Raw genomic sequence first — 13,084 nt, forward strand, 5'->3', positions numbered from 1 at the left:
ACACGATGCATCAGTACGACGTACCCCGGCACATCGCGACGCCGCTCACCAACCCGGCCTATCCGCCGGTCGTACCGCGCTTCACCCACCGCGAGTACCTCAACATCGTCTACCGCACCGACCACGAGGCACTGCGCGCCGTCGTGCCCGAACCGCTGGAGATCGACGAGCCGCTGGTGCGCTTCGAGGTCATGCGCATGGGCGACGTCAGCGGCTACGGACCGTACACCGAGTCCGGCCAGGCGGTCCCGGTGCGCTACGAGGGGGAGCGGGGCGAGTACCTGCACGCGATGTACCTGGACAACCTTCCGGCCATCACGTCCGGCCGCGAGGCCGGGGCCTATCCCAAGACCGCCGGATCGCCCGCCCTCTACATCGACCACGGAGCGCTGGTCGGTGTCCTCGACGTGGGCACGCTGAGGGTGGCGACCGCCACGATGGGCTACAAGCACCACGAACTGTCCGTCGAGGAGGCCGTGGCCCAGGTCGGTGTGCCGACCTACATGCTGAAGCTGGTCCCCGGCTTCGACGGGGCGCCGCAGGTGGCGCAGTTGGTGCGCACCGAGACCACCGACATCTCGGTGAAGGGCGCCTGGACCGGCCCCGCCCGGCTGCAGCTGTTCGAGCACGTGCTGGCGCCGCTGGCCGGTCTTCCGGTGCGCGAGATCGTCTCCGCCAGCCACATCGTGACCGACCTGACGCTGGCGCCGGTCAAGCCCGTCCACGACTACCTGGCCCACCCCGCCGGACCCCTGCGGTGAACACCGCCGCACAGCCAGAAGGAAGACATGTGATGACCGAGCCATTCACCACCGCCGCGGTGGTCGGCGCCGGGACGATCGGCCTGTCCTGGGCCGCGCTCTTCGCCGGCCACGGCATGCGGGTACGCGTCACCGACCCGCGGCCGGACCTGGCCGAGGCGGTCGCCGAGGCGCTCGACCGAGCAGCCGGGCAGCTGGCCGCGCAGGGCCTGGACACCCACGGCCTCGCCGAGCGGGTGCACATCGCCGACGATCTCACCGACGCGGTGCGCGATGCCGACATCGTCCAGGAGAACGGACCGGAGGACGTCGGCTTCAAGCGGGAGTTGTTCACCACCCTGGTCGGCGCGGCCCCGGCCCACGCGCTGCTGCTCAGCTCCTCCTCGGCGATTCCCGCCACGGCGTTCACCGACACCATCGAGGAGGCCGGCCGGATCCTGATCGGCCACCCCTTCAACCCGCCGCACCTGGTGCCTCTGGTGGAGGTCGTGCCGGGGACGCGCACCTCTCAGGAGAGCGTCGCGCGGGCCGTGGACTTCTACCGCTCCGTCGGCCGGGTCCCGGTCGTGGAAAGCAAGGAGATTCCCGGCTTCGTCGGCAACCGCCTGCAGAACGCCCTCAGCCGGGAGGCGATCTACCTCGTCGAACAGGGTGTCGTCAGCCCGGCGGAGCTGGACACCGTGATGGTGAACTCGCTCGGCCTGCGCTGGGCGACGGTCGGACCGTTTCTCGGCGCGCACCTCGGCGGCGGCCCGGGCGGCTACCGGCACATGGCCGAGCACATCGGTGTGTCGATGCAGAGGATGTGGGACTCGCTGGGCCGCCCGGAGCAGAGCCCCGAACAGACGGAACGGCTCGTCGCGGCCGTCGAGGACGCCTACGGCTCCCGTTCCTACGCCGAGCTCAGCCAGGAACGCGACGCCCGGCAGATCGCCGTGCTGTCCGCCCGGAACAGCGCCACCAGCCTGGAGAAGGAGACCCGGTCATGACCGCCCTGCTGCCCGAGAAGGCATCCGAGAAGACATCCGGCGACGAGCGGCCGGCCGCGGACTTCTACGACTTCGAGTCGCTGCTGCCGCCGCACGAGCGCGAACTGCTGCTGCGCGCCCGCTCGTTCATGCGCACCGAAGTCAAGCCGCTGGTCAACGAGTACTGGGCGAAGGGCGAGTTCCCCCGCGAACTCATCGGCCGGTTCCGCGACCTGGGGCTGGCCGGCGTCCCCTACGAGGGGTACGGCGACCCCCTGCCCGCCGGAAGCAACCTGCTGGTCGGCATGCTCTCGATGGAGTACACCCGCACCGACGCCTCCAGCGCGACCTTCTTCGGCGTGCACAGCGGCCTGGCGATGTACAGCATCTACCGCGGTGGCGACCAGGAGCAGCGGGACCGCTGGCTGCCCTCGATGGCCGCGCTGGAAACCATCGGGGCCTTCGCCATGACCGAGCCGCTCGGTGGCTCCGACGTGGCCGGTGGCATGCGCACCACGGCCCGCTGGGACGGCGAGAACTGGGTGCTCAACGGAGCCAAGCGGTGGATCGGCAACGCGACGTTCGCCGACCTGGTGGTGGTCTGGGCCCGCGACGAGGCGGACGACAGGGTCAAGGGCTTCGTGGTGGAGAAGGGCACCCCGGGCTTCTCCCCGGTGAAGATCGAGAACAAGATCGCGTTCAGGATCGTGGAGAACGCCGAGATCACCCTGACCGACGTCAAGGTGCCCGAGGCCAACCGGCTGCAGCGGATCAACTCCTTCCGAGACGTGGCAGAGATCCTCCGCGCCACCCGCAGCGGGGTCGCCTGGCAGGCCCTCGGCGTCATGATCGGCGCCTATGAGCTGGCGCTCGACTACGCCAAGGAACGACGGCAGTTCGGCCGCCCGATCGCACGGTTCCAGATGGTGCAGGACCTGCTGGTCAAGAGCCTCGGCAACATCACCGCCTGCTGGGGCATGCTGGTCCGGCTCGCGGGGCTGCAGGACGCCGGCGTCTTCCGCGACGAGCACTCCTCACTGGCCAAGGCGTACGTCACCTCGCGGATGCGCGAGGTGGTCGCGTGGTGCCGGGAGATCTTCGGTGGCAACGGCATCGTGCTCGACCACGACATCGCCCGGTTCTTCGCCGACGCCGAGGCGATCTACTCGTTCGAAGGCACCCGCGAGATGAACACCCTCATCGTCGGCAAGGCGGTCACCGGCGAGAGCGCCTTCGTCTGATCCGGGGCTCCCCACCGGTCCGCGCCGGCCCCGGGTGACGTGTGCCCCGGGGCCGGCGCGGACCAGTGGGGAGGTGCCGGCACGGCTTCGTGCGCCGCGCACAAGTCCGGCCGCGAGCGTCGTCGTCCGCGCCCATGGGCCGCGAACCCCGCCGATTCGTACCGTCTCTCCCCAAGTACCGGGCAACCGTCCCGCGCCGGGACGGGCCCCGACGTCCGTCGACGTACCAGGAGGAGCCGACATGCACATCGTGGAACTGCCGGATCTGCGAGCCCGGCGGGACCCGCACGGTCCCTGCACAGCCGACGAGACGTCAGCCCTGGACAACGCGGCGTTCGCCCGCCGGGTCCGGCGGGCCGCGGCGGCCCTGCGGGCGCGGGGTGTCGGACGCGGCGACGTGGTGGCACTGCTGCTGCCCAACACGGTGGACTTCGTCGTCGCGCTCTTCGCCGCCTGGCGACTCGGCGCGGCGGTGACCCCGGTCAACCCGGCACTCACCGAGAACGAGGTGTGCCACCAACTCGGCGACGCGGGTGCCACGGTGGTCGTCAGCGCGGAGCCGTCGCCACGCGCCGGGACGCTCACGGTGGCCGAACTGGGTGCCGCGGCCGAAGACACGGCCGCACCGGAGACGGATGCGGACGCGCTCGCCCTGCTGATCTACACCAGCGGCAGCACCGGGCGCCCCAAGGGCGTCATGCTCGACCACGCCAACCTCGCCGCCATGGCGGGCATGATGATCGAGGCCGCCCGCCTCTCCGACGCCGACCACAGCCTGCTGATCCTGCCGCTGTTCCACGTCAACGGGATCGTGGTCGGCGTGCTGTCCCCGCTGCTGGCCGGCGGGCGGGTCACGATGACCCGGCGGTTCGCGGCCGAGACCTTCTTCGACCTGGTCGCCGCCGCGCGCCCCACCTGCTTCTCCGCGGTCCCGGCGATCTACTCGATGCTCGCCGAACTGCCGGACCACGTACGGCCGGACACCTCCTCGGTGCGGTTCGCCGCCTGTGGAGCGGCCCCGATGCCGCCCGCACTCATCGAGCGCTTCGAGCGCCGCTACGGCATCCCGGTCCTGGAGGGCTACGGCCTTTCCGAGGGCACCTGCGCCTCCACCACCAACCCGCTGGACGGCCCGCGCAGGCCCGGCACGGTCGGACGGCCGCTGCCCGGCCAGCAGGTCGCCGTGATGGACCCGCAGGGCCGGATCCTCCCGGCGGGGCAGACCGGTGAAGTGGTCGTCCGCGGGCCCAACGTGATGCGCGGCTACCTGGGCCGCCCGGTGGAGACCGCCCGCGCGGTGGTCGACGGCTGGCTGCACACGGGCGATGCCGGCCGGTTCGACGAGGACGGCTATCTGGTGCTGGTCGACCGCATCAAGGACATGATCATTCGAGGTGGCGAGAACATCTCCCCCATGGAGGTCGAGACCGTCCTCGGCGACCACCCCGACGTGCTCGAAGCCGCCGTGGTGGGCGTCGCCGACCCGCGGCTCGGCGAAGTTCCGGTGGCGTTCGTGGCGCTGCGTCCGGGCGCGGCGACCGACGCGGGTGAACTGCTCGACCACTGCCGCACCCGGCTGGCCCGGTTCAAGGTGCCCACCGAGATCACCTTCGTCGACCGGCTGCCCAGGAATCCCGTGGGCAAGACGGACAAGCCCGGACTGCGGGCCAGGACCGCCGCCGTCACCGCGGCCGGCTGAGCAGAGGACGGGAGGGCCGTCATGGGATTTCTCGCACCGAACACCGCGGACGTCGACCTGCGGCAGTGGCGCAGCCGCCCCTACCAGCAACGCATCAGGCCGCTGGCCGAGCACTGGACCCTGCACGGCTTCGGCACCCCCGGCATCGTGCACCTGCTGTACCTGGTGAAGATCACCGCCTACGCCCTCGGCGGCATCGCGGCCGTCGCCGCGTCCCCCGGCGTGGGCGGCATCGCGCACTTCGGTTCCTGGTGGGCGGAACCGATCGTCTACCAGAAACTCGTCGTCTGGACCCTGCTGTGGGAGGTGCTGGGCCTCGGCTGCGGCTCGGGACCGCTCAGCTCACACTTCCTGCCGCCGGTGGGCGCCCTGCTGCACTGGCTGCGCCCCGGCACGGTACGGCTGCCCCCCTGGCCCGGCCGGATTCCGCTCACCGCGGGAACCCGGCGCACGGTGGCCGATGTGGCCCTGTACGCGGCGCTGCTGGCAGCGGCGGCGTGGCTGCTGTGCTCCCCGGCCGAGGGAGGCGCCCCGGGCGCGTCCGGCGTGCTGGCTCCGTGGCGCGTCGCCGTTCTCGCCGTGCTGCTCGCACTGCTCGGGCTCCGCGACAAGACCGTCTTCCTCGCCGCCCGCGCGGAGCACTACGGTCTGACCCTCCTGGTCTTCCTCTTCCCGGTGAGCGACATGACCGCCGCGCTGAAACTGGTCATGCTCGCCCTGTGGTGGGGCGCTGCCTCCTCCAAGCTCAACCGCCACTTCCCGTTCGTGGTGGCGGTGATGATCAGCAACAGCCCACTGCGCCCGGCCTGGCTCAAACGACGGCTGTACCGCCACCACCCCGACGATCTCAGGCCGTCCGCTCTCGCCGCCGCGGCCGCGCACGGCGGCACGGTCATCGAGTACGCGGTGCCTCTGGTTCTGGTGCTCTCGCACGGCGGGACCGTCACCACGGTCGCTCTGGCCGTGATGGTCGCCTTCCATCTGCACATCATGTCGACCTTCCCGATGGGCGTACCGCTGGAGTGGAACGTCTTCTTCGTCTACTCGGCGCTCGTCCTCTTCGGCCATGACGCGGCGGCCGGCGCCTTCGCCCTGCACTCCCCGCTGCTCGCCGCGGTGCTGGTGCTGAGCCTGGCCGTGGTCCCCGTGCTCGGGCACGTCCGCCCCGACCTGGTGTCGTTCCTCCCCTCGATGCGCTACTACGCCGGCAACTGGGCCACCAGCCTGTGGTGCTTCCGCAGGGGCACCGAGCACCGTCTGGGCGAGCACGTCGTGAAGGCGTCCGGTCTGCCCGTGGACCAGCTCACCCGCCTGTACGGAGCCGAGGCCGCCGAACTGGTGCTGCACCAGGCACTGGCCTGGCGGGCGATGCACAGCCACGGCCGTGCGCTCGCCGGGCTGCTGCCGCGGGCCCTGGACGACGTGGAGTCCTACGATGTGCGGGACGGCGAGACCGTGGCGGGAGCGGTACTCGGCTGGAACTTCGGCGACGGCCACCTGCACGACGAGCGACTTGTCGCCGCCGTACAGCAGCGGTGCGGCTTCGCACCGGGCGACCTGCGGGTCGTCGTGCTGGAGGCCCAGCCGACCCACCGGCAGCGCCAGCACTACCGCATCGTGGACGCGGCGAGCGGCCTGATCGAGGAGGGACATGTGAACGTGGGGGAGATGGTGACCCGGCAGCCCTGGCTCGACGACGAGACGCCCGCGATTCCCGTCGAGCCCGTCGCGCGCCCGCGCCCGGCGACCGGGGTGGCGGCCGTACATGAGTGACGCGATCGTGGTGGGGGCCGGCCCCAACGGGCTGGCCGCCGCCGTCGCCCTGGCCCGGCGGGGGCTGAAGGTGACCGTCCTGGAGGCCGCCGACGAGATCGGCGGCGGCACCCGGAGCAGCGAACTGACGCTCCCCGGCCTGCTGCACGACCACTGCTCCGCGGTCCACCCGCTGGGCGTCGGCTCGCCGTTCCTGCGCACCCTCGGCCTGGAGCGGTACGGCGTCGACTGGGCGTGGGCCGAGGTCGATCTGGCCCACCCGCTGGACGGCGGGCGGGCCGGGGTGCTGCTCCGCTCCATGGAGCGGACCGTGCGCGGGCTCGGCGTGGACGGCCCCGCCTGGGAGCGGCTGTTCGCCCCCCTGGCCGACGACTTCGACGCGCTCACCGAGGATGTGCTGCGCCCGGTGCCCCATCTGCCCGCCCACCCGGTGGCGCTGGCCAGGTTCGGGCTCAGGGCGCTCCAGCCCGCCACAGCGGTGGCCCGGCGCTGGCGCACCGAGGAGGCCAGGGCGCTGTTCGCGGGGGCGGCGGCCCATCTGATGCATTCCCTGACGGGGCCGGCCGGTTCGGCGGTCGGGCTGATGCTCGTCGGCGCCGCCCACCGCTTCGGCTGGCCGGTCGCCCGCGGCGGGTCGCGGACCATCACCGACGCACTGGCCGCACTGCTCGCCCGACTCGGCGGGACCATCGAGACGGGGGTGCGGGTGGACTCGCTGGCCCAACTGGCCCCCGCCCGGATCGTCATGCTGGACACCGCGCCCGGGGCCGCGGCACGCATCTGCGGCGACCGGCTGCCCGGCCGGGTGCGCCGGGCCTACCTCGGCTGGCGGCACGGCCCGGCGGCGTTCAAGGTCGATCTCGCCGTCCAGGACGGCATTCCGTGGACCCACGAGGCATGCCGCCGCGCGGGCACCGTGCACCTGGGCGGCACCCTGGAGGAGGTCGTCCGCACGGAGGCGCAGACCGCCGCCGGGCGGATGCCCGAGCGCCCGTTCGTCCTGGTCGGCCAGCAGTACCTCGCCGATCCCGGCCGCTCCCACGGCGACATCCACCCCGTCTGGGCATACGCCCACGTCCCGCACGGCCACCCCGGTGACGCCACCGAGGCGGTGCTGCGCCAGATCGAGCGGTTCGCACCGGGCGCCCGGGAGCGGATCGTGGGGATCGCGGCGCGCTCGGCCACCGAACTGGCCCGGTACAACGCGAACTTCGTCGGTGGCGACATCGTCGCCGGGGCCAACACCGCACGGCAGGTCGCGCTGCGCCCCCGGCTGTCCCTCGATCCCTACAGCACCGGCATCCCCGGCGTGTACCTGTGCTCGGCGGCCACCCCACCCGGTGCGGGGGTGCACGGCATGTGCGGTGCGAACGCCGCCCGCTCCGCACTGCGGTACCTGCACCGGTGAGCGGTCCCGTGCAGCGGCCGGAGGGGGCGCCCGATCCGGTCGTCCTCGCGGCCCAGGTGATCCTGGCGAACCGGGACGACGTCATCGCCGGGCTGGTTGCCATGACCGAGGCGGAGATTGCCCAACTCGAACACGACGAACCGCTGCACGGGCTCCTGGAAGCCAGCATCACCGAGAACATCGTCACCGCCCTGCACGTCATCATCAACCGCATCGACCCGCGGACCGTGGACGCGCCGGCCTCCGCCGTCTCCTACGCCCGCAGGCTCGCCCAGCGCGACGTTCCGCTCTCGGCCTTGCTGCGCGCCTACCGGCTCGGCCATGCGCGGAGCCTGGACCTGGTCCTCGGCGAGGCGGTCCGGCTGGGGCTGCCGGACCCGGCCGGCACCGTCATCACCCTGGTCGGCCTCAGCTCCGCCTATGTGGACCGGGTCTGCGACCAGATCGGCCGTGTCTACGAGGAGGAGCGTGAACGCTGGGTGGGCACCCGCGGCATGCTGCGCCAGTACTGGGTCAACCAGCTTCTCGACAACCCCCGCGTCGATCTGCGGCAGGCCGAGGCCGCCCTCGGCCACCGGTTGTCCGGCCACCACATGGCCGTCGAGGGCTGGCTCCACGGCACCGCGGCGACCACCGACCCCACCGCGGTCTTCGACCGCCTGGCCGCTGTGCTGTCGGCCGTCCTGCGCGCCGACGGCCGCCCCCTGCTGATCCACACCGACGAGGCCGACGCCCGCATCTGGCTGACCGTCAGGCCCGGCCGCCCGGTGGACCCCGACGCCGTCGCCGCTGAACTGGCCGACGCCGCACTACCGGTGCGTGTCGCCCTGGGCGTCGTCCGCGCGGGCCTCGACGGCTTCCGCCGCAGCACCCGCGCCGCTGCCCGCGCCAAGGCCCTCGCTCTCTCCGCGGGGACCGGCACCCCCCAAGTGGTGGCCTTCACCCGCGTCGCGCCGGTCGCTCTCCTGGTCGAGGAGCCCCGCGAGCTGGCCGACTTCGTCTTCGACACCCTCGGCGACCTCGCCGTGGACGACCGCCGCCGCGAACTCCTGCGCGAGACGCTCCGCGTCTTCCTCGCGACCCATCGCAGCTATGCCGCCACCGCGGACCAGCTGATGGTGCACCGCAACACCGTCCACTACCGGGTCCAGCGCGCCGTCGACCACTACCACCTCGACCTCGACGCCAACGCCTTCGACCTCCACTTCGCTCTCACGATCTGCCGCTGGCACGGGTCGAAGGTCCTGCGCCGCGAGTGAACCGGATACACACGGGCCCCTTCGCGATCGGGGCTGCCACGTATGGAAGCAAGTCTGCGCGACCGTTCCGGACACGGCGAACGGCAGCGGCTCTGTCACCGAGGGTGCATGCCGGGATCGAAGTTCGTCCCGCACTGATCCCCCGAGAGGTGCGAGCGGGCCGGCCCGCCCCAGGCGCAGGGAGCAGATGAGGACCGGCCCGCGAAGAAGGAGGTGACAGGAGAAGCCGGCGCTTCAGCCGATGCGCGCTCCCGTGCCGCTGACCCGGACACGAGGCTCGCCCGCGCGCAGGGCCACCGTGAGCTCGCCGGGGCGGCCCAGGTCCTCGCCCTGATGCAGGGTGAGGACGGCGTCCTCGGGGACCAGACCGAGCTCACGGGCGTAGGCCCCGAACGCGGCGGCCGCGGCACCCGTTGCCGGGTCCTCGACGACGCCGCCGACGGGGAACGGGTCACGGACATGGAAGACAGTGGCCGACTCTCGCCACACCAACTGGACCGTGGTCAGGTCCAGGCGGTGCATCAGGGCTTCGAGGCGCGCGAAGTCGTACGCGAGATCTGCCAGGCGCGCGCGTGTCGCTGCCCCGAGGACGAGATGGCGGGCACCGGCGAACGCGATACGGGGCGGGAAGGCCGGGTCGAGATCGGCGGCCGGCCAGCCGAGCGCGGTGAGCGCCTCCGCGACGTCGACGTCGGCGATCTCCTCGATGTGCGGCTCGACACTGGTGAGTGTGGCCTTGACCGTCCCGCCCTCTTCGGCCACTTCGACCGGCACGGCGCCGGCGCGTGTCGCGAACACCAGCTCCCCGGGGCCGATGCGCTCGGCGAGTGCGACGGCGGTCGCGATGGTGGCGTGCCCGCAGAACGGCACCTCGGCCTTGGGACTGAAGTAGCGGATGCTGTACGCCCGTCCGTCCTGGCCTCCAAGGCCCTCCGGGGGTGCGGTCAGGAACGCGGATTCCGAGTATCCGAGATCGGCGGCGATCGCCAGCATGTCGCTGTCGTCCAGGGCGGTGGCATCCAGCACGACGCCGGCGGGGTTTCCGCCGTCGGGGGTGCTGGAGAAGGCGGTGTATCGCAGGACCTCGGGCCGCGGCGTGTGCGTCGTCATGTGCGCGGCAACCAGGGGAGGGGCCGCGGCTATTCCCGCCCGCGGGAGGAAGCGGACAGCGGAGGCGGACCTTCGCCCCCCTGTCCTTCCCCGGCTCCATGTGACAAGGAGCGCATGGGCGCCTCAGTTGAATCTGACGCCGGATTCAACTATAAACCGTCCGGAGGGGCGGCTCCTGTCACCTCCCGCGCTCCCGGGCGGCCCGGTTCAACAGGAAGCAGTGAGGCGACATGAGGGAAGCAGTCATCGTTTCGACGGCACGGACGCCGATCGGAAAGGCCTACCGCGGCGCGTTCAACGACACCCAGGCGCAGGAACTCGCCGCCCACGCCCTCTCCCACGCCGTGCGGCGCGCCGGGCTCGAAGGCGGCGAGGTGGAGGACGTGGTCTTCGGCTGCGCCGTGCAGCAGGGGTCTTCCGGGTTCAATGTCGCGCGCCAGGCCGCCCTCCGTGCCGGACTGCCGGACACCGTGTCGGGAATGACGATCGACCGGCAGTGCTCGTCGGGCCTGATGGCCATCGCGACGGCCGCCAAGCAGATCGTCTCGGACGGGATGCAGATCGCTGTCGGCGCCGGCGTCGAGTCGATCTCCCTGGTGCAGAACGACCACATGAACACCCACCGCATGACAGATCCCTGGCTGGTCGAGCACAAGCCGGCCATCTACCTGCCCATGCTGCAGACGGCGGAGATCGTCGCCGACCGCTACGGCGTCAGCCGGGAACGCCAGGACGAGTTCGCGCTGGTGTCGCAGCAGCGCACCGCGGCGGCGCAGGAGGCCGGGCGGTTCGACCGGGAGATCGTCGCGCTCAGCAGCGTCCGGAAGGTCCTCGACAAGCAGTCCGGGGAGGTGCGGGACGAGGAGGTCACCCTGACCCGGGACGAGGGCAACCGCGCGTCGACGACGCTCGAGGGCCTGGCCGGGCTGGCGCCGGTGCTGCCCGACGGGCAGGTGAGCGCGCGCTCCAGCGTGACGGCGGGCAACTCCTCCCAGTTGTCGGACGGGGCTTCGGCGTCGGTGCTAATGGAGTCGGGCGAGGCCGAGCGCCGGGGGCTGGAACCGCTGGGTGTCTACCGGGGCATGGCGGTCGCCGGTTGCGGGCCGGACGAGATGGGCATCGGTCCGGTGTTCGCCATCCCGAAACTGCTGAAGCAGCACGGCCTCACCATCGACGACATCGGCCTGTGGGAACTCAACGAGGCGTTCGCTTCCCAGGCGGTGTACTGCCGCGACGAACTGCACATCGACCCGGAGCGGTTCAACGTCGACGGCGGCGCGATCGCGGTCGGTCATCCGTACGGGATGACCGGAGCGCGCCTGGTGGGGCATGCCCTCATCGAGGGCAGGCGCCGCGGGGTCCGGTACGTGGTGATCTCGATGTGCGTCGGCGGTGGGATGGGCGCGGCCGGCCTGTTCGAGATCGCCTGAACGCGGCATCGCAGCCCGTGCACACCACCTACGAGAGAGGCCTGAACACCGTGTCGAACGTGGTGGAGAAGACCCGGACCGCGGTCCTGGTGGACTTCGGCGGCGTCATCACTTCCTCCGTGCTGCGGGCTTTCACGGACTTCGGCGCGTCGCTCGGCGGCGATCCGCGTCTGCCACTGGACCTTCTCGGCCAGGACCAGGCCTCCCGCACGCTCCTGGCCGACCACGAGTGCGGCCGTATCGACACGGAGGCCTTCGAGCGAGGATTCGCCGAACGTCTCCGCGTCCACGGCGCCGACGTACCGGCCGAGGGGCTCACGGCCCGGATGCAGGCGGGACTGTCGATCGACGAGGACATGCTCGCACTGCTCGGTGGTCTCCGGACCGCCGGCCGGCCGGTCGCGCTGGTGTCCAACTCGTTCGGTACCGGAACCTACGACGGCGTCGACCTCGCGGCCGTCGCCGACGTGGTCGTCATCTCCGCCGAGGTCGGGATCCGCAAGCCCTCCCGGCGCATCTACGCGCTTGCCTGTGAACGCCTCGGGATCCGTCCCGAGGAAGCGGTCATGATCGACGATCTGCAGCAGAACCTCGACGGAGCGGCCAGGATCGGAATCGGGGGCGTCTTGCACACCAGCGCCGCCGACACCCGCCACCAGCTTGCCGAGCGCTTCGGGATCACCCCCTGACCTCGCATTTCGGGCTTCCGATCAGGGCGTCGGATGCGAGTACAGTTTCCGGGATGGACAGCACGTCGCCCCAGGAGACCCACGGCGAGGAGGCACCGCCCATGGCGCCCCTCTCGCAGCTTCGCGAGCCGCCCACGACGAAGCGGGGAGCGCGGACACGGGCCGCTCTGGTGAAGGCCGCGCGCAAGGTGTTCGAACGGGACGGCTACCTCGACACCCGCCTGACCGACATCACCAAAGAGGCCCAGTGCGCGGCGGGTTCCTTCTACACCTACTTCGCCAACAAGGAGGAGGTCCTCGCCGCCGTCCTGCTGGAGGCGCAGGAGGACATGATGCACCCCGGCATGGGCCGGGTGCAGGATGCCGACGATCCCTATGCGGTTCTCGAGGCGAGCAACCGCGCGTATCTCGACGCGTACAAGCGGAATGCCCAACTGATGGCACTGCTTGAGCAGGTCGCTCAAGTGGAGCCGGAGTTCCGTGAATTCCGGAGCCGGCGCGCCGACGCCTTCATCCTCCGCAACGCCCGCGGCATCGCGGACCTGCAGGCGCGGGGTGTCGCCGACCGTGAGGTCGACCCGATGATGGCCTCCCGTGCGCTGTCCGGCATGGTCAGCGTCATGGCCTACCACGCCTTCGTGCTGGGCGATCGGCAAGAACAGGGTGCCCCGGCGGACTTCGAGGAGCTCGTCTCCACGGTCACCCGGCTGTGGGCGAACGCCCTGCGGTTCCCCGGCCACCGCTGA

Annotated in this window: 11 protein-coding genes; 10 read left to right on the plus strand and 1 reads right to left on the minus strand. The window is 71.6% G+C overall.

The features are described from left to right. The first annotated feature begins 5 nt into the window (after window positions 1–5). The 7 genes from IO33_RS0105715 (at window position 6) to IO33_RS0105745 (ending at window position 9,109) form a co-directional block, all read left to right on the plus strand. Window positions 6–761: an acetoacetate decarboxylase gene (locus IO33_RS0105715; protein WP_031160919.1), complete on the plus strand. Its 756-nt coding sequence runs from the start codon at window positions 6–8 to the stop codon at window positions 759–761. Continuing rightward, a complete protein-coding gene (locus tag IO33_RS0105720) occupies window positions 758–1,750 on the plus strand; it encodes a 3-hydroxyacyl-CoA dehydrogenase NAD-binding domain-containing protein (protein ID WP_342448260.1) in 993 nt (330 codons plus the stop codon). Before IO33_RS0105715 ends, IO33_RS0105720 begins: the two co-directional genes overlap by 4 nt. Then, entirely contained in the window at window positions 1,747–2,970 is a 1,224-nt protein-coding gene (locus IO33_RS0105725; RefSeq protein WP_051926418.1) for an acyl-CoA dehydrogenase family protein, read from the plus strand. Before IO33_RS0105720 ends, IO33_RS0105725 begins: the two co-directional genes overlap by 4 nt. A 241-nt stretch (window positions 2,971–3,211) precedes the next feature. Beyond that, window positions 3,212–4,669: a class I adenylate-forming enzyme family protein gene (locus IO33_RS0105730; protein WP_031160926.1), complete on the plus strand. Its 1,458-nt coding sequence runs from the start codon at window positions 3,212–3,214 to the stop codon at window positions 4,667–4,669. A 21-nt stretch (window positions 4,670–4,690) separates the two neighbouring features. After that, complete coding sequence (locus IO33_RS0105735; protein ID WP_031160929.1) at window positions 4,691–6,442, plus strand: DUF3556 domain-containing protein; 1,752 nt, start codon at window positions 4,691–4,693, stop codon at window positions 6,440–6,442. Beyond that, the gene (locus tag IO33_RS0105740; protein ID WP_031160932.1) at window positions 6,435–7,850 is read left to right on the plus strand and encodes a phytoene desaturase family protein; all 1,416 of its coding nucleotides are present in this window, start codon (window positions 6,435–6,437) and stop codon (window positions 7,848–7,850) included. The genes IO33_RS0105735 and IO33_RS0105740 overlap by 8 nt, the downstream gene beginning before the upstream one ends. Then, entirely contained in the window at window positions 7,847–9,109 is a 1,263-nt protein-coding gene (locus tag IO33_RS0105745) for a PucR family transcriptional regulator (protein WP_157857803.1), read from the plus strand. The genes IO33_RS0105740 and IO33_RS0105745 overlap by 4 nt, the downstream gene beginning before the upstream one ends. A 234-nt stretch (window positions 9,110–9,343) precedes the next feature. Here IO33_RS0105745 and IO33_RS0105750 read toward each other — a convergent pair whose 3' ends face one another. Then, entirely contained in the window at window positions 9,344–10,219 is an 876-nt protein-coding gene (locus IO33_RS0105750; RefSeq protein WP_031160938.1) for a PhzF family phenazine biosynthesis protein, read from the minus strand. Between the two features lie 230 nt (window positions 10,220–10,449). Between IO33_RS0105750 and IO33_RS0105755 the strand changes: the two genes are divergently transcribed. Genes IO33_RS0105755 through IO33_RS0105765 form a run of 3 tightly spaced genes read left to right on the plus strand, consistent with a single transcriptional unit; the run spans window position 10,450 to window position 13,084 of the window. Beyond that, entirely contained in the window at window positions 10,450–11,649 is a 1,200-nt protein-coding gene (locus IO33_RS0105755) for an acetyl-CoA C-acyltransferase (RefSeq protein ID WP_031160940.1), read from the plus strand. A gap of 17 nt (window positions 11,650–11,666) precedes the next feature. After that, window positions 11,667–12,338, plus strand: a complete 672-nt coding sequence (locus IO33_RS0105760) for an HAD family hydrolase (protein WP_245235702.1) — start codon at window positions 11,667–11,669, stop codon at window positions 12,336–12,338. Window positions 12,339–12,391: 53 nt separating this feature from the next. Continuing rightward, window positions 12,392–13,084 carry a TetR/AcrR family transcriptional regulator gene (locus IO33_RS0105765; RefSeq protein WP_031160944.1) on the plus strand — a complete coding sequence of 231 codons (693 nt, stop codon included), beginning with the start codon at window positions 12,392–12,394 and terminating at the stop codon, window positions 13,082–13,084.

Source organism: Streptomyces durhamensis (genome assembly GCF_000725475.1).
Lineage (GTDB): Bacteria > Actinomycetota > Actinomycetes > Streptomycetales > Streptomycetaceae > Streptomyces > Streptomyces filipinensis.

What these genes read in the sequence shown, in the direction of transcription:
- IO33_RS0105715 (WP_031160919.1), top strand. Translation starts at nt 6, where the DNA reads ATGCATCAGTACGACGTACCCCGGCACATCGCGACGCCGCTCACCAAC.
- IO33_RS0105725 (WP_051926418.1), top strand. Translation starts at nt 1,747, where the DNA reads ATGACCGCCCTGCTGCCCGAGAAGGCATCCGAGAAGACATCCGGCGAC.
- IO33_RS0105730 (WP_031160926.1), top strand. Translation starts at nt 3,212, where the DNA reads ATGCACATCGTGGAACTGCCGGATCTGCGAGCCCGGCGGGACCCGCAC.
- IO33_RS0105735 (WP_031160929.1), top strand. Translation starts at nt 4,691, where the DNA reads ATGGGATTTCTCGCACCGAACACCGCGGACGTCGACCTGCGGCAGTGG.
- IO33_RS0105740 (WP_031160932.1), top strand. Translation starts at nt 6,435, where the DNA reads ATGAGTGACGCGATCGTGGTGGGGGCCGGCCCCAACGGGCTGGCCGCC.
- IO33_RS0105750 (WP_031160938.1), bottom strand. Translation starts at nt 10,219, where the DNA reads ATGACGACGCACACGCCGCGGCCCGAGGTCCTGCGATACACCGCCTTC.
- IO33_RS0105755 (WP_031160940.1), top strand. Translation starts at nt 10,450, where the DNA reads ATGAGGGAAGCAGTCATCGTTTCGACGGCACGGACGCCGATCGGAAAG.
- IO33_RS0105765 (WP_031160944.1), top strand. Translation starts at nt 12,392, where the DNA reads ATGGACAGCACGTCGCCCCAGGAGACCCACGGCGAGGAGGCACCGCCC.